We start from the raw sequence: 24,872 nt of genomic DNA, 5'->3' as shown, positions 1-24,872 counted from the left end.
TTTTTTTTTTTGAAAAAAATGACCTGAATAGTAAAATATTGACCTTGTTAAGAAACTCATCATACATTGGTGAAACAAAGAAAGCACCTTTTTTGGGTCTAAAAAAAGGTACTCTTAGGCTTCTTTCGTATTTTTGCTTTTTAATTTTTTAACTTCATATATGGTCGATCAACAATTAGAATTAGAGAAGACAATACTTACATTAAAAAAAGGAGGAATTATCCTTTATCCTACCGATACCGTTTGGGGAATCGGTTGCGATGCGACCAATGCAGAAGCTATTGACAAAATATATGCGCTTAAGAAAAGAGCCGAGAGTAAATCAATGATTTGTTTGGTAAGTGATTTCAAAATGTTACAACAATATATAGAAGAAGTACCAGAAGTAGCCTATGACATCCTTAAATACAGTAAAAAAGCCACGACTATTGTCTATGATCGCCCTTTGCGTGTTGCAGAAAACATCATTGCAGATGATAACACCTTAGGAATACGTGTTGTAAGGGATCCTTTTTGCAGTAAATTAATTCGAAAATTCAAGCGTCCTATTGTATCTACCTCTGCAAATATTAGTGGTGTTGCAAGTCCTAAAAACTTCAAAGAAATTGCTTCGGCAATTTTGGAGGGCGTTGACTATGTCGTAAATTTGCCCCTACAAAATAAAAACGCAAAACCTTCTTCAATTATCAAAATCGGGGGAGATAGCACGGTAAAAATTATCAGGAAGTAAATTGATTCATGTCGGACGCCAAAAATTATAAAGAAGCCTTACACCACCCTATTTTCAAAATCATAACAGATGCCTCTGCGAATCTCGAGGTAAACAGCTATGTCATTGGTGGATTCGTAAGAGATTACCTATTACAGAGAGGGACTGCAAAAGATATTGATGTCGTTGCGGTTGGTAGCGGCATAGCCTTAGCAAAAAAAGTTTCTGATCTTTTACCTAACAAACCAAAAGTACAAATTTTCAAAACTTATGGCACTGCCATGCTACATGCAGATGATATTGAGGTAGAATTTGTAGGAGCCAGAAAAGAATCCTATACAGAGGATAGTCGTAACCCTACAGTAGAAAACGGCACGTTACAGGACGATCAAAACCGCAGAGATTTCACAATTAATGCACTTGCATTAAATTTATCAAAAGAAAATTTTGGAGAAATACTAGACCCTTTTGGAGGACTAAATGACCTAAAAGAAAAAATAATTCGAACCCCTTTGGATCCGAGCATTACCTATTCTGATGATCCATTACGTATGATGAGAGCTATTCGTTTTGCCGCTCAACTAGGTTTTAAAATCGAAACAGCATCATTAAACGCAATCGCAAACAATAAAGATCGAATAAAAATTATCACAAAAGAACGCATTGTTACCGAGTTAAATAAAATACTACTTAGCAACAAACCATCTATCGGTTTTAAATTGCTAGAAAAGACAGGACTTTTAGACTATATTTTACCAGAGTTAACTGCTTTAAAAGGAATTGACGAAGTAGAAGGACAGCGACATAAAGATAACTTTTATCACACCTTAGAAGTTGTTGATAACATTGCAGAAAACACAGATGACTTATGGTTGCGTTGGTCCGCGTTATTACATGATATAGGTAAGGCTCCTACTAAAAGATTTAGTAAAAAAGTAGGTTGGACCTTTCATGGACACGAATTTGTTGGATCAAAAATGGTCTTTAAGCTCTTCAAGAGATTAAAAATGCCTATGAATGAAAAAATGAAATTCGTTCAAAAAATGGTATTAATGAGTTCAAGGCCAATAGTAATTGCATCTGGAGTTACAGACTCTGCTGTAAGAAGGCTGGTATTTGATGCTGGTGAATATATTGAAGAATTAATGACACTCTGTGAAGCAGATATTACAACCAAGAACCCTAAGCGTTTCAGAAAATATCATAACAACTTCAAGGTTGTACGAAGAAAAATGGTAGAAGTAGAAGAACGTGATCATATTCGTAATTTTCAACCGCCAGTGAGCGGAGAAGAGATTATGAAAACTTTTGACATCAAACCTTCTCGAGAAATCGGAATTATAAAAGAAGCGATCAAAGAAGCAATTCTAGAAGGTGAAATACCTAATGAACACAAAGCCGCTTACGAATTTATGATTAAGAAAGGAGAAGAATTAGGATTGGTTATCTCTAATATATAAGTTCTTTAAGAACGCCTTTCGATACAAGCAAAAATCTGTTTACATCAGAAAAATGTACCATGAAAAAATATTTTAAGTCCTTAGTCATTACATCTGTTATTCTAATATACCTTATTATCATTGCAGGTGCTGTGGTGCGTATGACAGGGTCCGGTATGGGGTGCCCAGACTGGCCAAAATGTTTTGGATATTATGTACCTCCGACAAACGAAACTCAAATCCAATGGAAACCTAATTATCAATACGAAAAGGGAGTCATTGTCATCAAAAATGAGTCGCTACGTATCGCAATCAACGATTTTTTATCTACCGAAACATACAACCCAAAAAACTGGAACACATACACCAAACATGACTATGCTGTTTTTAATGTTTGGCATACATGGATAGAATATATCAACAGACTGATTACCGTCTTATCTGGCATTCCTATTTTAATAATGTTTATACTTTCTTTTTCGTTCTGGAAAGAGGATAAAAAAATACCCATTTTTGCAACTATTACAATCTTGTTAATGCTCTTTCAATCTTGGTTAGGAAAAGTAGTGGTAGACTCTAATTTATTACCTGTTAGGATTACCATTCACATGGTAGTAGCCTTTATTATTTTAGCAGTATTACTATATATTCTGTTTAGAAGCAAGGAAACAATCCCTGTCAAGCACTATTCTAGAACTTTTGCCAGTCTACTTGTTATTGCTACATTCCTTACGCTACTTCAGGTTGCTTTGGGTACACAAGTTCGACAATATGTAGATGAACAAATCAAATTGGTTGGAGAACTATCCAAATCTGAATGGCTCAACCCACCAAATCTATCTTTCTACATTCATCGCTCTTTTTCTATTCTAATTTTCCTAATCAATGGATGGTTACTATATGAAAGCCAAAAACATAAAATGAAACTCAAAAAACTGAATTGGGCACTATTGATTATTGCTTTAGAAGTTTTTACCGGAATTTTAATGTATTATTTTGATTTCCCATTTTTATCACAACCAATACATTTAGTACTATCCTCGCTTCTATTTGGTTTGCAATTTTTTATTGTTTTAGAAGTTTTTAAATCACGAAAATTAGCCGCTCAAAAATAAGCAACAACGAAACAAAATTTAAAATTAGTAGCAAAGTTGTTCGTATCTTTGCATATCCAAAAATTTGTCAAAAATGATTTATCGTTTCAGAATTATTCTAGATACAGAAGAAGATGTATTTAGAGATATCGAAATAGAACAAGAAGCAACGTTAGAACAATTTCATAATGTAATAACACAGTCTTTTGGTTTTGATGGTGCCGAGATGGCTTCCTTTTATGTAAGTGATTCTCAATGGAATCAAGGAGAAGAAATATCTTTATTTGATATGAGTGATGGAAATCAACCTATTCGATTAATGAATGAAACCTCTCTTGATGACGTGGCAAACGAAGATTCGCCTAAGCTTATTTATATTTATGACTTTCTAAATATGTGGACCTTTTTAGTTGAGCTAGCAGAAGTAGTAGAATATGAAAATGGTAGAGAATATCCTAATGTAATGTACATTCACGGACAATTACCTGACCATGCTCCTGATCAAGAATTCATAGTTGATGATCTAGGCGAAGAAGAAGGAAAAAACGAGTATCTAGAGAGCTACGATGATTATGACACAATGGGTTTTGAAGAAAATTGGAATTAACTTTTTCTGATTATTCAAAACACAATGCTCATTAAAATAATATAGTAGGAAATAACATCAAACGGATTCCTATAAAAGATATGTTATAGACGAAGAAGTCCCAATCAAAAATTTTATAAAAACATGATCAACTTATACAGCACGCAAATTGAATCTCTTTCTGTTCACCAAATAGGAAACAAAAGTAGAAATGAAAATATATTCTTATCCGATTCTCCATATTCGCTTAATGATGAGTTAACCGCATTACTTAAGGAATATTTTTTTAAACCATTTAGAGAAAAAGAAGAAAACTATTTCCAATTTGCTAATGAAGTTGATGTAGAGTTTAATCCGCTGTACAAAATTGTTTCAGAAATTTTTGACAACCCTGCAGCTACGCATGAAAAATCAAAAAGAATCGCATCATTATTATACGAACAATCGCAACATCCTCATATAAAAAGTGGTGAAGTATATATAACATATCTAGAAAATGTATCTATAGATAACGAAAAAGTATCAGCCATTGGTATCTTTAAATCAGAATTAAAACATGACTTTCTTCAGTTCGAAGAAAATGGATCAACATTAGAATTATTGCATCAACAAGGAGTAAATCTAAACAAATTAGACAAAGGGTGCCTTATTTTTAATCATAAGAAAGAAGAAGGCTACAAAGTGCTTTCTGTAGATTCTAACAAATATGACACCAAGTACTGGCTGGAACATTTTCTTGGTGTAGAACCTTTTGCCGACGAAAATTTCTATACCAAAAAATATATGAAGTTCTGTCAAGATTTTGCAAAAGAGGTAGTATTACCCGCAGAGGACAAAAAAGAAGAGGTTATGTTTATGAATCGTGCCGTAAATCACTTTGCCAAAAATGATGAATTTGAAGAATCGGCATTTCTTAATGAAGTCATAGACAACCCAGACCTAATTCCAGAATTCAAACACTATAAAGAAGAAAAAGCACCAAAATATAATATCGAAGACCTTACCTCCTTCCCTATAGCTAATAATGCAGTAACAGCAGCACGTAAAAAAATAAAAAACGTGATCAGTCTTGACACTAACGTACAAATAAAAATGGATTTTATAAACCCAGAATCGGCTGAAAAATTCGTAGAAAAAGGATGGGACGAAGAAAAACAAATGTACTATTATCTAGTATACTTTAACAAAGAGCAGAAAAGCTAAATAGATCTTCTCCTTTAGAGAAAAGAAATACAACCATGTTTTCTTAATGTAATATATACTATTTTAGTATAAAATTAGAAACAGCGAATGGATTATATTCTAGTTGGTCTTGTTGCATTAATAGGATCAGGACTAACGTTTTTCTCAGGTTTTGGATTAGGAACACTGCTTTTACCTGTTTTTGCTTTATTCTTTCCAATTGACATTGCTATTGCACTGACAGCAATAGTTCATCTATTAAATAATATTTTTAAACTTCTTTTGGTTGGCAAAGAAACGAACTTAAAAACAGTTGTTAGATTTGGAGGACCTGCAATTGTATTTGCTTTTCTCGGGGCCTACTTATTGGGAAAACTTAACCATGTAGCTCCTATTTATTCTTATACGTTAGGTGAAAAACTACATTCAATTACGGTTGTTAAAATTTGTATTGCTGGACTACTCATCCTTTTTGCTTTATTTGATCTCGTACCAAAATTAAAACGATTAGAATTCGACACCAAATATTTGCCATTAGGCGGAGCATTAAGTGGTTTTTTTGGTGGTTTATCAGGGCATCAAGGAGCATTACGAACAGCTTTTCTGATACGTGCAAAGCTGAGAAAAGAAGCATTTATTGCAACCGGTGTAGTCATTGCATGCTGTATCGATATATCCCGACTCGTTGTTTATGCAAAAGACCTTATTACACTAAAGAACCAACTTAACTATCCTATGCTTATTACAGCTACGGGTATGGCTTTTATTGGAGCATATTTTGGAAAGAAATTCCTAAAAAAAATCACGATCAACACCATTCAACTTATTGTTGGGATACTACTCATTATTTTTGGAATTCTTTTAGGACTTGGAGTTATTTAACATCAATAAAAAAACAATTACCACTTCATTCCCATTAACTATTCAAATCTATAAATCTTATCACCCCTCTAATAATCGATTCATATTTACATTTTCATAATTTCTTCTTACAAAATCCATAGCCGTTTTAAGAACCTCTCCCATGGATCGACTTCGCCTAAATTTTAAATCCAGTGTAAAATTATATAGATGTTCTCTCAAAGATTCAATATTCTCTTCAGAAGAAATAGTATCTGCACACATGCAAGCTACCAATGTCTCATATCGAGATCGAGATGTTAATATTCTCTTTGCCAAAATAGAACGTTCCTCTTTCTTATATTGCTCTATAGAACTAGGCTGCAACCTGTTCATCACAATATCGACCATGGCAAAGTTCTCTTTAAAAAACTGAGGTTGATATACTTTTAATTTCCCTTCATAAGATTGTTGATCAAAATCAATTGCCCTGATTTTATATTCTACATGATCAAAATCATGAATTGGTATAATCACGTAATTATAAGATCTCATATCCCCTAATAAACGCATCTGACAGCGTTCATTAAACTTCACAAACTCTTTTGCTATCTGAGACTTTGCTTGATCACTTAAATCAGGTAAAAAATCTTTTATAAACAAGTCACCAGGAATACCGGCAATATGCTCCTCTATTAATGTGTTTTTATATACCAAAAAGTTAATTCTATTCGGAGAAAACATATGCTCTAACTCTAATCCATAAATCCTGGATGCATCTGCTTTTTTAATATAAAAGTAAGTAAAGTTATCATTTAGAATATTTCTTACTTTGATTCTAAAGGGTTTAGAATTACCAAAAGTACAATAATCAATAGCATCAATATTCAAAAACTCTATAGCATCTTCATTACCATCAGAATGGAGAATTGTGTATACTTTCTTAAGACTTGATTCTATTTCTTTCCGTTCATGTTCTTCATAATATACTCGCACCCAAAGCGTATCTTGATCGTTACTATCATATACTACAATTGATCCCGAAAAACGAAGGAGATCATCATAAAAAACGGGTATTTTTATTTTACGATTACATTCTTTTAAATAAACATCCAACATATCATTAATAGGATATGTTGGTTTTTTTCTCGACATTAATTTTTCTTCCATATCAAACTTCTCTCAAACTAGCAATTTACAAATTTTGGAACCTCGAATTCAAAAAACTCAAAAAATATACATCTTCATTAAATCTTTTCTTTATTCACACCACGATAATAATATTAAAGACTTTTGTAACAAAAAAGTCTTATTGTCGTCTACTTCTATATAACCTCCAAAAAGAATCTGAATTGGAAAATATACTTACCTTAAATAACCTCACTAAAAATTTTGGGACATTAACTGCGGTAAAAAACCTTTCTTTTACCATAAAAAAAGGAAATGTTTATGGTATCCTAGGCCCTAACGGAAGTGGCAAGTCTACTACCTTAGGTATTGTACTTAATGTAGTTAATAGCTCTTCTGGTGATTTCACATGGTTTGACGGAAATACCTCAACTCACGAAGCACTTAAAAAAGTAGGAGCCATTATCGAGCGCCCTAATTTTTATCCCTATATGACGGCAGCACAAAACCTCAAATTAGTATGCCAGATTAAGGAAGTATCATCAGAAAAAATCGACGAAAAACTCGAAATCGTTGGTTTACTAGATAGAAAAGATAGTAAATTCAGAACATTTTCTTTGGGGATGAAACAACGATTAGCTATCGCTTCTGCACTATTAAATGATCCCGAAATCCTAATTCTTGATGAACCGACTAATGGCTTAGACCCTCAAGGAATACATCAAATTAGAAAAATAATACAAAAAATAGCCGCTCAAGGTACCACAATATTATTAGCATCTCACCTACTTGATGAAGTAGAAAAAGTATGTTCTCATGTCGTTATCATAAGAAAGGGAGTAAAACTATACGCTGGTCCCGTTGATGAGATGAATGCCAGTTATGGTTTTTTTGAGCTTAAGAGTAATCAAAAGTCTGCACTAATAAAATGGTTATCCCAACAAAAGGAAATTAAAAACTATAAAGAAGAAAATGAGATCGTTACTGCTTTTTTAGCACACGAATTAGATGCAGAAGATCTTAGCAGACAACTATTTAAAGAAGGAATCGTTCTTACCCATCTTGTAAAACGAAAAGAGAGCTTAGAGGAACAATTCTTACAACTAACTGACAAACAATAAAAACATGCTTCGATTACTCAATATAGAATTTCAAAAACTTAAACATAATAAAGCATCAAAAGTAATAATCATCACATATTTCGTATTGATCACTTTTATTGCTTTGATTGCTTCAATAGAATTTAATTTTGCCGGAATAAAATTCAGAATAGCTGACCAAGGCATCTTTAACTTTCCTTATATCTGGCATTTCACAACATATATCGCCTCATGGGCCAAACTATTTTTGGCTATTGTAATCGTTTCTATGATGGCGAATGAATATAGCCACAGAACACTAAAACAAAATCTTATTGATGGATTAAGTAAGAAAGAATTTATAGCTTCAAAATTTCTAACAGTAGGTGTGTTTGCCTTGATATCCACAATTTTCTTAGGCATTATAAGCATGATTTTAGGAATCAACTTTTCTGATTATAATGAAGTATCAATTATATTTACAGACATTGAGTATCTTCTTGCTTACCTTATTAAACTAGTAGGGTTCTTTGCCTTTTGTATGTTCTTGGGGATTTTAGTCAAACGATCTGCTTTTGCTCTTGGTTTTTTGTTTATTTGGTGGGTTCTTGAAAATATTATTTTTGGATTGCTCAAATTCAAATTATTTAAAGGAACACAAGTTGCAGAATCCATAGTACAGTTTTTTCCTTTAGAGTCTATGTCAAACTTAATTAGCGAACCTTTTACGAGGCTTAATTTCATACAATCTGCAGCCAATCAACTAGGAGAACAGTTTCAAAAAGATTATGCAGTACACTGGTATGAACTATTAATTGTACTCACTTGGACTGCAATTTTCATCTATCTATCTTATGCATTACTAAAAAAGAGAGATTTATGATATATTTGAGGTATTAGACCTCAATAATGCGGTATCATCACATAGCATATAGTATTCTTTTTTTTCTTATTCATTCTTCGGTACTGAGTCAAGGAGAGGCGAATAACTGGTATTTTGGTCAAAATGCTGGAATAAGTTTTAATACAACACCACCAACGGTTCTAACCGACGGAGTTATTAATACACTTGAAGGATGTGCTTCGATATCTGATCCAAATGGAAATTTGCAATTCTATACTGATGGAATAACAATCTGGGATAGATTTCATAATATTATGCAAAATGGAGAGGAATTAAAAGGAGATTCTTCTAGTACATCTTCTGCCCTAATTGTACCATTACCTAACTCTACAACAACCTATGTCGTTTTTACTGTAGACGAACCTCATCATGACAATGCAGATGCAGATGATACGACTATTGATGGAGATGGAGTAAATAATGGACTCATGTATTCTGTCGTAGACATGTCTATGAATGGTGGCAATGGTGCTGTACTAAGTAATCAAAAAAATATTCCCTTAATCACGTACAACACATCAAATAGTCTAGAAACGGCATATAAATGTTCAGAAAAAATAACAGCTGTAAAAAGTAATGACTGCAATGCTTTTTGGGTCATTACACATTTTATAGATACTTTTTATGCATTTAAAGTAGATGAAACCGGAGTTAATAATACACCTGTATCTTCTCAAACAGGAGTTCAGGTGCCTGTATCAGGATATAGACGTAATGCCTTAGGATATATAAAAGCAGCCCCAAAAGGAGATAAACTTGCCGTTGCTCACTATGGTTTTGCAACTGCTACAGCAGAAAATGGACCAGGCAAAGTATTACTCTATGATTTTGATAATAGTACCGGAATTGTAACTAATGAAACAGAATTATTTAACAGTGACTCTCCTTATGGTATAGAATTTTCGCAAAGCGGAAAATACCTATATGCAAATATTGGAGAAGGTATCGAAGGAAATATAAATTCCTTCCTTTTGCAATATGATTTATCAGTGCCAAGAAATCAAATTGCTGCCAGTGCAACGAGAATTACTAATACCAGTGGTCAAGATCTTTTTAACTATAGTGAAGGAGCTCTGCAATTAGGACCTGACGGGAAAATTTATGTTGCCATCATAAATCTCGAAACAGCAGAAGGTGACTATCTAGGCGTTATACAGAACCCAGAAGAACCTGCAAATAACCTAAACTTTGATCAAACTGCAATATTAATAAATACTGATGGCATCCGAAGAGTCACATTAGGCCTTCCTCCTTTTGTACAATCCATTTTTGAACAAAATATAGGTATTATTTCTAATGGAGATCCAGACAACATCAACCTATTACTATGTCAAGGAGATACCTATCAACTAAGTTATCAAAATATTATAGGCGCTACATATACGTGGTACAGGAATGACATATTACTCTCATCAAACACCTCTTTCTTAGATATCACAACTACCGCTAATTATCGCCTTGAGATAGATCTAAATGATGGTAGTTGCCCGTTAATCGGATTAGCAAATGCGACCTTTGTAGAAATTCCCATTGCTACTCCCGCAATCATTACACAATGTGATGGATATCAAAATCTAGAAGATAACATTACATTATTTGATTTACGAGTGGCAAACGAAGAACTTACCTCAGGAAATAGCGAGTATTCAACACAGTTTTTTTTAGATCCTACGTCTGCCCTATCAGGAACTCCCGAAATTAACAATCCAGAAGCTTTTATAAATAGTCAGAATAATCAAGAAATATATGTGAGAGTTTATAATACAAACAATCCGAATTGTTTTGATATCACCACGCTTACTTTAGAAATTAGTACTACAACCATTAATGATGTACAACTAAGTAGTTGCGATGATGATGGTATCGAGGATGGATATACAAATTTTGATCTCTCAGATGCGAATTCAGAACTATTGCTTGGCATCACAGACCCCGGACTTACTATTAGCTATTATGAGAATATAGAAAATGCGTTATTAAGTAAAAACACAATTGAAACCTACACCAACACAACTCAAAACTCACAAGGAGATGATTTTATATATGCAAAAGCAGAAGGAACAAATGGAGATTGTTTTGGGATTGGTAAAATATATTTATTCGTTAAACCACTCCCCGAAGTTCTAGAAGATTCGTCTTATTTCTTATGTCAAAATGAAGAAAGTATTGAGATTGAAGCTGGTTTACCTAATGATTCAAACCCTAACGACTTTACCTTCTTATGGTCAACAAATGAGACCAGCCAAACAATTTTCGCCAACCAAACAGGTGTTTATAGTATTAAAATTACGAGTATAAAAACAGGATGCTCCAAAACCCGAATGATTGATATTATTCCCTCAAGCATTGCTACAATAGCCTCTGTAGATATTCGGGATGGCAGCACGAATAACACTATTACAATTAACGCAGAAGGACTCGGTGATTATGAATACACTATATCTATTGATGGTAGAATCAGAAGCTATCAAGATACTCCAACGCTTACCGAAATCCCTCCAGGATTTCATACAATTTATGTTAGGGACAAAAACGGATGTACTCCTGTGGTTACCAAAGAAATTTCTGTTATTGGGTTTAAAAACTACTTTACCCCAAACGGAGACACCTATAATGAAACCTGGAATATAATAGGAATCTCAAAAGAAATGATATCAAACTCTTTGATTTATATTTTTGACCGTTATGGAAAACTACTCAAACAACTCAGTGCCAATGATATTGGTTGGGACGGAACTTATAACGGTAAACAAGTTCCTTCAAGCCAATATTGGTTTCGAGTTGAGCTAATGGACGGTCGTATATTAACCGGAAGTTTCTCTCTAATTAGATAATTCTATACGGTTGATTTTTGGTATCTTTATTCTGAAAAACAAGCCTACCCATGAAGTTCAAATTGGAATCAGAATTTAAGCCAACTGGAGATCAACCAGAAGCTATTCGACAACTAACAAATGGCATTAATGCCAATGAAAAATACCAAACATTATTAGGAGTAACTGGGTCAGGAAAAACCTTTACCGCAGCAAATGTCATAGAAAAAGTACAGCGACCAACACTCATCTTAGCTCATAATAAAACCCTAGCTGCACAATTATACTCTGAGTTCAAACAGTTTTTTCCTAAAAATGCGATTGAATATTTCGTTTCATATTACGATTATTACCAACCAGAAGCTTACATCCCTACTTCAGGTACTTATATAGAAAAAGATTTATCTATTAATGACGAAATTGAAAAACTTCGATTAAGTGCTACGTCATCTCTGTTATCTGGTAGAAGAGATGTTCTTGTAGTTGCATCTGTTTCTTGTCTATATGGAATCGGTAATCCCGTAGAATTTCAAAAAAACGTCATTTCTATACAATCAGGACAATTCGTATCAAGAACTGCACTCCTACATAAATTAGTACAAAGTTTATATTCTAGAACAGAAGCCGAATTCAAACATGGTAATTTTAGAATTAAAGGAGATACTGTAGATATTTTTCCAGGATATGCAGACGATGCTTACAGAGTTCATTTTTTTGGTGATGAAATTGAAGAGATTGAGGCTTTTGATGTGCAAACAAATCAAATCATTGAGAAATATGAACAACTAAATATTTATCCAGCGAATATGTTCGTTACCTCTCCCGATGTTTTAAATAATGCCATTGATCAAATTGCACTTGATTTAGGAAAACAAATAGCGTATTTTAAAGAAATAGGAAAACATTTGGAAGCAAAAAGGTTAGAAGAACGAACAAACTTTGATCTTGAAATGATAAAAGAATTGGGATATTGCTCGGGGATAGAAAATTATTCGCGTTACCTTGATGGTCGGCAACCAGGAACAAGACCATTTTGCTTACTAGACTATTTCCCCGATGATTACCTAATGATTATTGACGAAAGTCACGTAACAATACCACAGACACATGCTATGTATGGGGGAGATCGCTCCAGAAAAGAAAACTTAGTAGAATATGGCTTTAGACTGCCGGCTGCTATGGATAATCGTCCTCTTAAATTTGAAGAGCTAGAAGCCATACAAAATCAAGTCCTCTATATTAGCGCAACTCCTGCTGATTATGAATTACAAAAGAGCGAAGGTACTTATGTAGAACAAATCATTCGACCCACAGGCTTACTAGATCCTATTATAGAAGTGCGTCCTAGTCTAAATCAAATAGATGATCTTATCGAAGAGATGCAAAAGAGAATTGACGTAGACGAAAGAATTCTGGTGACTACATTAACAAAAAGAATGGCCGAAGAATTGACAAAATATCTTACTAGAATAGATATACGGTGTCGATATATCCATAGTGATGTTGATACACTAGAACGGGTAGAAATTATGCAAGATTTAAGGAAGGGGCTTTTTGATGTATTGATAGGAGTTAATTTACTACGAGAAGGACTTGATCTTCCCGAAGTTTCTCTAGTTGCAATTTTGGATGCTGATAAAGAAGGTTTTTTACGAAATAAAAGATCGCTGGTTCAAACCGTTGGACGGGCTGCCAGAAATGTCAACGGAAAAGCAATAATGTATGCTGACAAAATCACGGATAGCATGCAAAAAACTATTGATGACACAGAATATCGTCGTCAAAAACAGATTGCTTATAATACTAAACATGGACTGACTCCAACAGCTATAAAAAAATCATTGGACAATGCATTATCCGGCAAAAAAATGGAACCCTATACATTTGAAGCCGCACCAAGTTTACAAGCTGCAGAAGAAGAAACTGCCTACTACACTAAAGAACAACTAGAGACTCGTATTCGTAATGTGAGAAAAGAAATGGAAAAAGCAGCCAAAGAACTTGATTTTATTACCGCTGCGAGATTACGTGACGAAATCAAAATGCTACAAGATAAAGTACAAAAGGCCTAAGATATAAACCCCATTGCCAACATTTTGCACAAAATAGGCCATAAATTTTAATATATAGTATCAGGAAGTATTTTTTTCCTTAATGATTATTCTATATCCAAAAAACCGAACCTAATATTTACTGCATCAATCACATAGCAATATTCATAATATGATATAATTCTAAAAAACAAGCTTCGTTTGGCAGCAAGTCCCCTATTTAATAGCTCTACCTGTTAAGAACTACTTATATTATTAGTAATTATTCGTCTATAAAACAATCTAACCACTCTTTTTAAATAATAACTATTTGATTAGTACGTCCAATAATTTGAACAACTATGATTTATTTACAAAATCAATACATAAACCTGAAACCAATTATCACTGTTATAATCTATCAAAACATGTAGGAAAACATCAAGTAATAAAACAAAAATTATAGCTAAACCCGAATATGGTATTACATAATAATTAACAATTGAATCATTTAATTGTAAGAATAATTTAATTTTAAAAAAAACAGCATATGACAACAAATTTCCTAAAATATAGCATGTTACCCTATATCCATACGTTTTAACCAAAAAAAATATATTCATTATTTAACATTATTTAATAGGAAAACCTTTAGTTTTACATAAAATTTTGTGAATTATTTATACTTTGTTTAATAATTATTGAGAATGTTATACCTTGTAGGATATATGTTTCATAAAAGCTATTAAAAGCCGATCGTAAACACAAAATGGACTATTGATTTGTAGAAAATTGTATTTTTTGTTATTTCAAAAATTGCCTCAACATGCATACTACTACATTACATTACAAGAACCTATTTGAATTAAGTCAAGACCTAATTGTAATAGCTGGGTTAGATGGTTTTTTTAAAAAAATTAACCCGCAATGGACTAAAAAGCTTGGATATTCTGAAAGGGAGTTGCTCTCTGTTCCTTTTATAGAATTTGTTCACCCGGATGATAAGGAGAAAACAGCAGAAATAGTTAAGCAACAAATAGAAGGACTGAGTGTGCATCAATTTTCTAATCGATATATAGGCAAACAAGGCCAGGTAGTATGGCTAGAATGGAATTCAACGACTGTAGATTCAACAGGAACCGTCTTTGCTATTGCAAGAGATAAAACGCTTACAAAAGAACAAGAACATGAAAAAAAATTAATACTAAAAGAACTTAAAGCCAAAAACAAACAGCTCCGAGATTATGCAAATATCACTTCTCACGATTTAAGATCTCCGATTGCCAACATATTTACCTTATCAAAATTTCTAAAAGACAGCAGATTAAGAAAAGACCAACAGGAATACGCCAATTTGATTCAAAACTGTGCAGAAACACTAAATAGCACACTAGAAGATTTAATTAACGCACTAAAAATTAACCAAAACACTGATTTAAAAATTAAATACATTTCTCTTGAAAAGACATGTAATAAGGCAATACAAGAATTAAGTGACCTTATAACCTCAAATAATGCCCGTATTTACACTAACTTTAACAAAATAGGAACTATCGAATATTCTGAAACTTATATGTATAATATTTTTTTGAATTTAATCTCAAACGCCTTAAAATACCGATCCACCGAAAGAGCTCCAGTGATTCATATAGAGTCTAGAAAAAAAAATGACGCAGTACAACTTATATTCACAGATAATGGTAGCGGAATAGATGTTGAAAAGCATAGAAATAAAATTTTTGGCTTTAGAAAGACATTTCATGGTAATCCTGATGCCAAAGGTTTCGGACTTTTTATGACTAAGTCTCAGGTAGAAGCCCTTAATGGAAAAATAACTATTCACAGTGAACCCGAAAAAGGCACTATTTTTACTATCGACATTGTATCATGACAAAAAATAACCGCAAGCTATGCCTTGTAGACGACGATGTTATTCACCAATTTATTATCAAGAAGTTAATACAACGTGTTGATAATGAAAAAAAGGATCTGTTAGTATTTTCTAATGGCGAAGAAGCTATTCGACATCTCAAATCCTCTTATAATGACATAGAACAATTACCCGATCTAATATTACTTGACCTTAATATGCCTGTAATGGATGGATGGGAGTTTCTAGATGAATATAACTCTATAGCTCCTCTTCTAAAGAAGAAAATAAAAATTTACATTCTCTCTTCCTCTAAAAATCCTGAGGACATCAAAAAAGCCATGACTTACACAAAAATCTCTGAATATATTACCAAACCAATTAATGAAACACAACTCAGCTCAATTATCGAAGAAATCTAATATTAATTATCATATAGCAAACACAAAAACTCACTGAAATAATAAAACATACAACTACAAAAATCTTAAACTCGGAATCATAAAATACTATTTATTTTGATCCTGAAATACAAGAAATCTACACATTAGATCCAAATAAAAACGCCCATAAATATAATGGGCGCTTCACAACATTAACTAAATATAATCTCAAAATCAACTTATGAAATCTCAATCAATCTTTTGGGCTGTACTTTTGCCTCTTCTTTTTTTGGCAACGTAACTAATAAAATTCCGTTTTCGTAGGAAGCTCCTATTGCCGTGCCATCGACAGAATCAGGCAAGCTAAATAATCGTTTAAACGACCTGTAACCAAACTCCTTTCTTGTATACCTATCATTTTCGGAAGTTTCTGTTTTAGACGTTACTTCTGATGAAATAGTAAGGACATCATGATTCAATTCAATCCCAACATCTTCTTTTTTTAATCCAGGAACTGCCAATTCTAATACAAAGTCATTTTCAGTTTCTTTTACATTAACCGCAGGAGTATAACGTCCAATCTTATTAACATTAGTCGTACCGCCAAACCAATCTGTCGTTAATAGGTCATCAAAAATAAATGGTAATCTTCTATCTGTATTTTTTAGTAAACTCATTTCTATTAATTTTAAAGTTATTTTTAATTTTAATTACACTGAGTATATAGCAATTTAGATTCCAACACAGTTTTTATGCCAAAATGTCACTATTATTTAATCAGGAGGTGACATTCTGTCGTTTTTTTGTGTTGTAACCATGACAAAAGCGCCTAACATTATAGATAATGGCAAAATAGTTCCATTTATAATCTATAATCCTAAGCGCTTTATATACTATTAATGCTTAAAATATTATTTTATTTGTAACCCAAATCAATACACAAGAAAAATCGATTACTTATAAAATATTTCATTTACCCCCGCTGGTAAATCTTGAACAAAATTCCTAAGTCCTCTAAAATCAATAGTTAAAATCCCGTAAAAAAGCTTCATAACACTTTGTTTTTTTAATTCATTAAAATAACAAGCACCAATTCACACAATACTGACAATCAATTCCAAGAAATTCGTTATTAAAAAAACGATATCTTATTTTAGTTAAACAAATAAACGCAACTCAAACAACAGAAAACCAAATAGATACCATTTCACTCCCTTAGAATCGTCAAAAAACAACAATTACCGACCAATTGTATTTTCTGATAGATTTTTTTTCAGCACAAATACTTTGGTTAGTTTTTAAACCCTCACAAATAGTTTAAACGCAGTTTTTGAGAATAATCAGAAAACTTATCTTATACTATTAGCTATGTGTAAAATATTAATTATAAAATCTAGTGAAAATCGCAACTAATTCATTCGGAGGAACTACCTTATTAGGATATTGATGCATTTTTTCAAGAACAGCATCAACAGCCTCTGGTCTCAGCCCCATATGCAGCCCGATATTTTTGATTTCATGAATTTCCTTTTGTGATGTTTCCTGATCTACATTCATCAGTAAAACCAGTCTATGAAACTGTAAAATACGTTGTGATTCTGGCTGCAACTGTTTTTTTTCTGCACCTTTCTTTACCAATTGATCAACCTCCTCTTTTGTAATTTTAAGCTGCGAAGCGACAGCCAAAATAAAATTATACTCTTGATCCTTAAACCTTTTATCCGCTCGGGCAAAATCTATCATTTCCGAAAGTAGACTTAGTTTCTCCTCTTTGGTATACATATATCCTTTTACTTTTTTTGTCGAAAATAATAAATTTCAGGCAATTAGAGCCCTCTAATAATAATTGGATTTAGAAGCCAATCATTTCAATTATAAAATTTACCTTTGCCCCATGGGCTTAACAAACAATGATATTTTTAAAAAACTAAGAGTTGCACACAAATTGCGAGATGATGATATTGTAAAAATCTGTGCACTGGTAGATTTTAAAGTATCTAAAAGTGAATTAGGAGCTATTTTTAGAAATGAAAACCACCCCAAGTACATGGAGTGTGGTGATCAGATTCTTCGTAATTTCTTAAATGGACTTATTATTCATCTTAGAGGCCCAATGCCCGAGAAAAAACAAAACGCACCAAAGAAATAGATAGCATCACAATACCCTGTACCTCAGAATAATTGTTTATTTTGGTTAGGACTAACAACCCAAACCAAGCAATTATGTTATCTACACATCAAAAGCAAGAATTTAGGCGAGAACTTTTTAGACACTTAGATGGTATTGTAGTTGCACCGATCGCATATGCGCTCTATAAAAAAGAAATAACCAACTTTATACTTGTCAACAAAAAAGTATCAATTCACGAGATAGCAAAAACAACAACTATAAACGAAGGCTATCTTAATGTAGCTTTACGGATATTAAGTGCTCAAGGATGGTTAGATTATAGCGTTAATAATAATACTGTATCCATAGAAACAAACACGCTTTCAGAGTTAGCTTTTGATCATTTTTATTTATATGAAGATATTGTAAACCTTTTAGATTATTCAGCTAGTTTTCATCCTAGAAAATTTGAGTTAGAACCTTTTAATAAACTAGAAAAACTATTTAAAGCATACCAAAATAGATTCAACCTTACTCCTACAAAAGATAAAGTAACAACAACGATTCAACATCAAATTCTCAAACATATTGAAGGAACTCTTATTGGGCCAACAATCGTGCATTTAGGTATGGGCGGAATGTTTCACAAATATTTTATGGAATCTTCATTCAGCCCCGAGGAGTATCACAAGTACCCCCAAAGTTTTGACACAATACTTTCTTTTTTAGGAGAGCTAGGTTGGTTTAAAAAATCAAACGACAACTACACATTTACAGAAAAAGGATTGTTTTTTGCCAAAAGAGCATCTGCCTACGGAGTCACTGTTTCTTACATTCCTATGTTCAGACACATAAATGAATTATTATTCGGAAACCCGAATATATTATGGAAGAACAAAACAGATAAGGAAATTCATGTAGATAGAGAAATGAATGTCTGGGGAAGCGGTGGAGCGCATGCTACTTACTTTAAGAAAATTGACGAAATTATAATTAGCATATTCAATAAACCAATTAATGAACAACCCAAGGGCATTTTAGATATGGGATGTGGTAATGGAGCATTTATAATCCACCTATTTGAAGTAATCGAATCAAAGACCCTAAGAGGCAAACACCTCGAAGACCACCCTTTATTCTTAGTTGGAGCAGATTTTAACAAAGCTGCACTAAAAGTTACTAGATCCAACCTAATTAATGCGGATATTTGGGCCAAGGTAATTTGGGGAGATATAAGTGACCCCGATTTATTAGAAAAAGACCTAAAAGAAAAGTATCAAATCAATCTCAAGGATTTATTATCCGTCAGAACATTCTTAGACCACAATAGAATCTGGAGCACACCTAAGTCACAAATAAACAGCCCTAGCACCTCTACGGGAGCTTTTTCATATCGAGGAAAAAGATTACTCAATGATGATGTTGAGCGTAACCTAAAAGATCATTTCAAGAAATGGCAACCCTATATAGCCAAGTTTGGATTAATCGTTATCGAACTGCATACGATATCACCAGAACTAACAGCCCGAAACATTGGCAGAACAGCAGCTACTGCATATGATGCAACTCATGGATTTTCTGATCAATATATACTAGAAATCGATTCATTTCTTAAAATTATTGATGAAGTTAACTTAAAAAGCGATCCAACGTATTTTTCAAAATTTCCTAATTCAGAATTAGCTACGGTGAGTATTAATTATATTATCGGAAAATAAAGATCTGCACAATACAAGAGTCCCTTCTTATCGGTATCTCTTCAAAAAAAATAAAAAACCGGTTGATTATACCGGCTTTTTATTTCAGATAAACTGTCTATTGTTTAGTTATCCTAACCGGCAACTTATACCTCGTCGCCACACTATTAAACTTCGAATTTAATTTTTGATAATTCAATCTTGATTTAATAAACCCTTCTGCGTACTGACTCTTAGAGTCAACAGATAGAACTACAATCTCATCTTTGCTATTAAAAACAAAGGTTACGTCAGCCTCAATATCCGCATCAATAGCAAATGAGGGTTTATCCAACAATTGCTTAATTTCTTTTAACAATTCAGGTTCAGACATTTCTAATGTAGAACTTCCCGCATGGACACTAGTGGTTACAAAAAATATTACCACAATTACTTTACTTAATTTTTTCATGATTTATTCGTTTTTTATTGATGAAAACTATACTTCTAAGACAATAAAAAATCGAAATATGTTGCAAAGTATCATGCGTATTAACACAGATTTACAAGTATTTACTCTATATGTTAGAGGAAAATTAAAAGAATTTCTACCAATTTTATTTGTTTATGATTTAAGAAAATCCAAAATATCAGAATAAACTAAGGAGAAATAACATAAGAAAAATATTGAAATTTCCTTCAAGCAAGCATAAGACAATCAGAACATTACTTCCCTACAAAGCACTATTCTTTTTTTTATTAAAAAATCTACATCAAACTATTTTGACCAATAAACATCTAAGTTCTGGTAAATTTCGTAATCACATCTTCATATTCAGGAAATTGCGTTATCAAATTTTTCCTTTTTGCTAATTGAAAATCATCAAAATCAAATCCTGGCGCAACGGTACATCCCACTAATGAGTATCCATCGTTACTGGCAACACTAGAAGCAAACCAACAACCAGCAGAAACAACAAGCTGAGGTAACTCTCCTTTATCCAAATCCACCCCAACTCTATACTTAGTATACGTGCCATTTTCATCTATAACATGAACATTCAACGATGATCCTTGATAATAATGCCAGATTTCATCTTGCTTAATTTTATGAAACGCTGAAAAATTATCTGATGTTAGCAAAAAATAAATAGCTGTACTATAGTTACGGGCACCCGAAAACTTTGTTAGCAAAGCCTCTTTAGGGATAACCCCAGTACTTCTATAGGTTTCTTTATAAAATCCTCCTTCGGGATGTGGCTTCATCCCCAATGTATTTACTATTTTCTGTATTTCTGCACTCATTTCTTTATATTGGTCTTATAAATTATTACAAAAAAAGAGCGAATCGTTACCGAATCGCTCTCATTATATAATTTATCCGAAGTCAACAGATTAAGCCAATACTTCTTGTACTTTATCTGCAGCTTCTTGAAATTGTACTGCACTTTGAACATCTAACCCACTATTATCAATAAGTTCTTTTGCTATGTCTGCATTTGTTCCTTGCAAACGAACGATAATAGGAACCTTAATAGCGTCTCCCATATTCTTATACGCATCAACTACTCCCTGAGCTACACGATCACAACGAACGATACCTCCAAAAATATTGATCAATATTGCTTTTACATTCTCATCTTTTAAGATAATTCTAAAAGCCTCTTCAACACGCTTAGCATCAGCCGTACCTCCTACATCAAGAAAGTTTGCTGGCTCTCCTCCTGCCTGCTTAATTAAATCCATTGTTGCCATAGCCAAGCCTGCACCATTTACCATACACCCAACGTTTCCATCTAGATCTACGTAATTAAGTCCAACCTCATTCGCTTCAACTTCGATAGGATTTTCTTCACGAATATCTCTCATATCGACATAACTCTTATGACGATACAATGCATTATCATCTATAGTAACCTTGGCATCTACCGCCATGATCTTGTCATCACTTGTTTTAAGAACTGGGTTAATCTCAAAAAGAGAAGAATCCGACTCTACATATGCTTTGTATAAAGCAGTAACAAACTTGGTCATTTCTTTAAACGCTAAGCCACTTAACCCTAGATTAAATGCAACACGTCTTGCCTGAAAAGGTAAAAACCCAACTGCAGGATCAACCTCTTCTGTAAATATTAAATGCGGAGTTTCTTCTGCAACAGTTTCTATATCCATTCCTCCTTCGGTAGAATACATGATCATATTACGCCCAGTAGTACGATTTAGTAATACTGACATATAAAATTCATCTGGCTCACTATCACCTGGATAATATACATCTTCTGCAACTAATACTTGGTGTACTTTTTTTCCTTCTGCTGATGTTTGCGGAGTAATTAAGTTCATCCCAATGATCTGACCTGCAATCTCTTCTACCTCTGTAAGGTTCTTAGCTAGCTTTACACCACCACCTTTTCCTCGTCCACCTGCGTGCACTTGTGCTTTGATGACATGCCATCCAGTACCTGTCTCCGCAGTCAATTGTTTTGCTGCTGCAACTGCTTCTTTAGCATTTTGAGCAACAATACCGCGTTGGATACGCACACCAAAGCTATTTAATATCTCTTTACCCTGATATTCATGTAAGTTCATAATATATATATTTTACCTCTTTTTTTAGGAGTCTCAAAAATAGGAAAAGTGAAGTTATTGTGCCAATCTTTTCTGGTAAAAAAAGTCGTCATTATTATATTATCAAAACAAGTCAAAAAAATTAAAACATACCTAAAAATAAACATGAATTCCTTATAATTCAAAATCATCGAAATCTAATGGATCAAAGTTTTTAAAATGTCCGTTCATTTTAATGATTCCTTTTGTCCTATTCATTTCACGAACTACAGGTATTGTTCTTTTTAAATGCCCTATAAGATACACCAACCTTTCTGATTCTTTACGCAATTTTAATAAATGATATTCTTGAGATATAGCTAACCCTATTTTGTGCGCAACTTGATAACTCACAAAGGGAATAGTAATCACCGGTGGATTATCTATAATTAACTCTGTATACAAATTCGAAATATTCTTAAGTAATTCTTCCTGAAGCTCCTGGTCACTATTTTGAGTGTCGTCTAAAAACGTTACTTCTCCCCCAGCATATAATTTCCCGGGATACAGTTTATAAAAATTTTTGATCTTAAAAATGCGCGTTCCAAGACATACTACATCGCATTCCCCACTAAGAAGTCTATTGGTAACCTTTTGAAGTTTTACTTCTGTCCCGTATTCTAACTTTTTATCAATAACAGTGGGTATCCCAAACGAAATCCCATGTTCTTCGCAATCTGCAATCAACTCTTGATATCTCTTTTCGAAAATATGTAACGGTAATCGCTCTCCTGGGTAAACGACGGTTTGTAAAGGAAATAAAGCTAACATTCTTTTTTATTAAAAATAGGAATTTAGTAAACTATTCACCTTAAATGCACGTTAAAAATTATTGAAATCTAAAAAATCAAGTTATTTTTTTTCTTTTTACACATGAATATCTCTTATTTTATTGATAATTTTGTTGGCTTAAATTTGATCCAAAATGGAAAATGAAAATCTATTAGCTATTGCAAGAGAGTTTGGAGATCCTATCTATGTATATGATGCTTCAAAAATCATTTCACAATACAACCGACTTAATAATGCCTTTGATAAAGTAAAAAAGGTAAAATTGAATTATGCGGTCAAAGCATTGTCTAATCTTGCCATCCTAAAACTAATGAACTCTCTAGGTGCCGGACTAGATACGGTTTCTATTCAAGAAGTAAATTTAGGATTAAAGGCAGGTGTAAAACCAGCTAATATTATTTTTACTCCCAATGGTGTTTCTCTAGAAGAGATAGAGCAAGTTTCTTCTTTGGGTGTACAAATAAACATTGACAACCTTTCTATTTTAGAACAATTTGGAACAAAACATCCTAATGTTCCTGTGTGTATTCGTGTAAACCCTCATGTTATGGCCGGCGGCAACAGTAAGATATCTGTTGGACATATTGATAGTAAATTTGGTATTTCAATACACCAGATCCCTCATATCTTGAGAATCGTAGAAAACACAGGAATGAATATTAATGGGATACATATGCACACCGGAAGTGATATTCTTGATGTGGAGGTATTCCTGCATGCTAGTGAGATATTATTTGAAACTGCGAAAAATTTCAAAAATTTAGACTTCATAGATTTCGGAAGTGGATTTAAAGTCCCTTACAAAGAAGGAGATATAGAAACGAACATCGAAGAATTTGGTCAAAAACTGACCAAGAGATTTAATGCGTTTTGCAAAGAATATGGAAAAGAACTAACCTTAGGTTTTGAACCAGGAAAGTTTTTGGTAAGTGAAGCTGGCTATTTCTTAGCAAATGTAAATGTCATAAAACAAACAACATCTACCGTATTTGCTGGTATCGATAGTGGTTTTAATCATTTAATACGACCTATGTTTTATAATTCTCACCATGAGATTATCAATATTTCTAATCCTGATGGCAAGGAACGTTTTTATTCTGTGGTAGGATATATTTGTGAAACTGATACTTTTGCCACTAATAGGCGTATTTCAGAAATTAAAGAAGGAGATACTATTGCCTTTAAAAATGCAGGTGCTTACTGTTTTTCTATGGCTAGTAATTACAACTCTCGTTATAGACCTGCAGAAGTATTATGGCACAATGAAAAGGCACATTTAATTCGTAAACGCGAAACTTTTGATGATTTGATAAAAAACCAAGTAGATGTTGATATATTCTCTACAGTAGTTGAAGAAGCATAATCTAAGTACTTTAATATATATAATGCGTCAATCAAAAGTTGGCGCATTTTTTTTATTTTAAAATCAAAGACAAGTCGAACACTCTATAATAAACAGCCTTAATTATCAGACTTTTTACATCTTTCTAATATTTCTTACAAGATATTCTAAGCCGTTCAGCTTTAACTCATAGACTGTTTGCAATTGATCCCCCAACAAACCTTTAGGAAACCCCTTTCTATGATACCACACCACATAATACGGATCATTCCAAAAAGTTGTGGTTAG

The 24,872-nt window shown here is 33.0% G+C and carries 22 protein-coding genes and 1 pseudogene; 15 read left to right on the top strand and 8 right to left on the bottom strand.

Annotated features, from left to right (window positions below):
• Positions 1–160 precede the first annotated feature (160 nt).
• From DZ60_RS0115660 to DZ60_RS0115635, 6 genes are all read left to right on the top strand, one after another.
• Positions 161–730 (top strand): L-threonylcarbamoyladenylate synthase, encoded by a 570-nt coding sequence (locus DZ60_RS0115660; protein WP_025742985.1) that lies wholly within the window; start codon positions 161–163, stop codon positions 728–730.
• Between the two features lie 8 nt (positions 731–738).
• A complete protein-coding gene (locus DZ60_RS0115655; protein ID WP_025742984.1) occupies positions 739–2,169 on the top strand; it encodes a CCA tRNA nucleotidyltransferase in 1,431 nt (476 codons plus the stop codon).
• A 59-nt stretch (positions 2,170–2,228) separates the two neighbouring features.
• Positions 2,229–3,263 carry a COX15/CtaA family protein gene (locus DZ60_RS0115650; RefSeq protein ID WP_025742983.1) on the top strand — a complete coding sequence of 345 codons (1,035 nt, stop codon included), beginning with the start codon at positions 2,229–2,231 and terminating at the stop codon, positions 3,261–3,263.
• Positions 3,264–3,336: 73 nt separating this feature from the next.
• Entirely contained in the window at positions 3,337–3,849 is a 513-nt protein-coding gene (locus DZ60_RS0115645) for an IS1096 element passenger TnpR family protein (protein WP_025742982.1), read from the top strand.
• A 123-nt stretch (positions 3,850–3,972) separates the two neighbouring features.
• Positions 3,973–5,031: a nucleoid-associated protein gene (locus tag DZ60_RS0115640; RefSeq protein ID WP_025742981.1), complete on the top strand. Its 1,059-nt coding sequence runs from the start codon at positions 3,973–3,975 to the stop codon at positions 5,029–5,031.
• An 87-nt stretch (positions 5,032–5,118) separates the two neighbouring features.
• Positions 5,119–5,892: a sulfite exporter TauE/SafE family protein gene (locus tag DZ60_RS0115635; RefSeq protein WP_025742980.1), complete on the top strand. Its 774-nt coding sequence runs from the start codon at positions 5,119–5,121 to the stop codon at positions 5,890–5,892.
• A gap of 60 nt (positions 5,893–5,952) precedes the next feature.
• On the opposite strand, the gene DZ60_RS0115630 is transcribed toward DZ60_RS0115635, so the two are convergent.
• Positions 5,953–7,020, bottom strand: a complete 1,068-nt coding sequence (locus DZ60_RS0115630; protein WP_025742979.1) for a hypothetical protein — start codon at positions 7,018–7,020, stop codon at positions 5,953–5,955.
• Positions 7,021–7,202: 182 nt separating this feature from the next.
• On the opposite strand from DZ60_RS0115630, the gene DZ60_RS0115625 reads away from it, so the two are divergent.
• The 6 genes from DZ60_RS0115625 (at position 7,203) to DZ60_RS0115595 (ending at position 16,096) form a co-directional block, all read left to right on the top strand.
• Positions 7,203–8,099, top strand: a complete 897-nt coding sequence (locus DZ60_RS0115625; protein ID WP_025742978.1) for an ABC transporter ATP-binding protein — start codon at positions 7,203–7,205, stop codon at positions 8,097–8,099.
• Between the two features lie 4 nt (positions 8,100–8,103).
• Positions 8,104–8,940, top strand: coding sequence for an ABC transporter permease (locus tag DZ60_RS0115620; RefSeq protein ID WP_025742977.1), 837 nt, complete (start codon positions 8,104–8,106; stop codon positions 8,938–8,940).
• A gap of 26 nt (positions 8,941–8,966) precedes the next feature.
• Positions 8,967–11,795: a T9SS type B sorting domain-containing protein gene (locus DZ60_RS24345; protein WP_025742976.1), complete on the top strand. Its 2,829-nt coding sequence runs from the start codon at positions 8,967–8,969 to the stop codon at positions 11,793–11,795.
• Positions 11,796–11,845: 50 nt separating this feature from the next.
• Positions 11,846–13,846, top strand: a complete 2,001-nt coding sequence (gene uvrB, locus DZ60_RS0115610; protein WP_025742975.1) for an excinuclease ABC subunit UvrB — start codon at positions 11,846–11,848, stop codon at positions 13,844–13,846.
• A gap of 784 nt (positions 13,847–14,630) precedes the next feature.
• On the top strand, positions 14,631–15,695 hold the full coding sequence (locus tag DZ60_RS0115600) for a sensor histidine kinase (RefSeq protein WP_025742973.1): 1,065 nt from the start codon (positions 14,631–14,633) through the stop codon (positions 15,693–15,695).
• Entirely contained in the window at positions 15,692–16,096 is a 405-nt protein-coding gene (locus DZ60_RS0115595) for a response regulator (protein WP_025742972.1), read from the top strand. Before DZ60_RS0115600 ends, DZ60_RS0115595 begins: the two co-directional genes overlap by 4 nt.
• A gap of 200 nt (positions 16,097–16,296) precedes the next feature.
• Here the strand turns inward: DZ60_RS0115595 and DZ60_RS0115590 are convergent, their stop codons facing one another.
• Both DZ60_RS0115590 and DZ60_RS0115585 read right to left on the bottom strand, forming a co-directional pair.
• A complete protein-coding gene (locus DZ60_RS0115590; protein ID WP_025742971.1) occupies positions 16,297–16,734 on the bottom strand; it encodes an Hsp20/alpha crystallin family protein in 438 nt (145 codons plus the stop codon).
• 703 nt (positions 16,735–17,437) lie between these two features.
• Positions 17,438–17,845, bottom strand: a pseudogene (locus DZ60_RS0115585) (TerB family tellurite resistance protein); the annotation flags it as partial.
• A 106-nt stretch (positions 17,846–17,951) separates the two neighbouring features.
• On the opposite strand from DZ60_RS0115585, the gene DZ60_RS0115580 reads away from it, so the two are divergent.
• Together DZ60_RS0115580 and DZ60_RS0115575 are read left to right on the top strand one after the other, a co-directional pair.
• Complete coding sequence (locus DZ60_RS0115580; RefSeq protein WP_025742969.1) at positions 17,952–18,206, top strand: DUF1456 family protein; 255 nt, start codon at positions 17,952–17,954, stop codon at positions 18,204–18,206.
• A 74-nt stretch (positions 18,207–18,280) separates the two neighbouring features.
• Positions 18,281–19,885, top strand: a complete 1,605-nt coding sequence (locus tag DZ60_RS0115575; protein ID WP_025742968.1) for an AprA-related methyltransferase — start codon at positions 18,281–18,283, stop codon at positions 19,883–19,885.
• Between the two features lie 97 nt (positions 19,886–19,982).
• On the opposite strand, the gene DZ60_RS0115570 is transcribed toward DZ60_RS0115575, so the two are convergent.
• The 4 genes from DZ60_RS0115570 to DZ60_RS0115545 all read right to left on the bottom strand — a co-directional run bounded on the left by DZ60_RS0115570 (position 19,983) and on the right by DZ60_RS0115545 (position 23,221).
• Positions 19,983–20,315 (bottom strand): hypothetical protein, encoded by a 333-nt coding sequence (locus DZ60_RS0115570; protein WP_025742967.1) that lies wholly within the window; start codon positions 20,313–20,315, stop codon positions 19,983–19,985.
• A gap of 326 nt (positions 20,316–20,641) precedes the next feature.
• Complete coding sequence (locus DZ60_RS0115560) at positions 20,642–21,148, bottom strand: cupin domain-containing protein (RefSeq protein WP_025742965.1); 507 nt, start codon at positions 21,146–21,148, stop codon at positions 20,642–20,644.
• A 90-nt stretch (positions 21,149–21,238) separates the two neighbouring features.
• Positions 21,239–22,432, bottom strand: coding sequence for an ADP-forming succinate--CoA ligase subunit beta (gene sucC / locus DZ60_RS0115555; protein WP_025742964.1), 1,194 nt, complete (start codon positions 22,430–22,432; stop codon positions 21,239–21,241).
• Positions 22,433–22,585: 153 nt separating this feature from the next.
• Positions 22,586–23,221, bottom strand: coding sequence for an LON peptidase substrate-binding domain-containing protein (locus DZ60_RS0115545; RefSeq protein WP_025742963.1), 636 nt, complete (start codon positions 23,219–23,221; stop codon positions 22,586–22,588).
• Positions 23,222–23,375: 154 nt separating this feature from the next.
• Between DZ60_RS0115545 and lysA the strand changes: the two genes are divergently transcribed.
• On the top strand, positions 23,376–24,605 hold the full coding sequence (gene lysA, locus DZ60_RS0115540) for a diaminopimelate decarboxylase (protein ID WP_025742962.1): 1,230 nt from the start codon (positions 23,376–23,378) through the stop codon (positions 24,603–24,605).
• Positions 24,606–24,719: 114 nt separating this feature from the next.
• Here lysA and DZ60_RS24730 read toward each other — a convergent pair whose 3' ends face one another.
• A complete protein-coding gene (locus tag DZ60_RS24730) occupies positions 24,720–24,839 on the bottom strand; it encodes a putative quorum-sensing-regulated virulence factor (RefSeq protein ID WP_081740512.1) in 120 nt (39 codons plus the stop codon).
• Positions 24,840–24,872: the final 33 nt, after the last annotated feature.

This window comes from Aquimarina pacifica, from assembly GCF_000520955.1.
In the GTDB taxonomy this organism is placed as follows: Bacteria; Bacteroidota; Bacteroidia; order Flavobacteriales; family Flavobacteriaceae; genus Aquimarina; species Aquimarina pacifica.
Note: the sequence above shows the minus strand (reverse complement) of the source record. Positions and strands in the feature narration are given on the sequence as shown.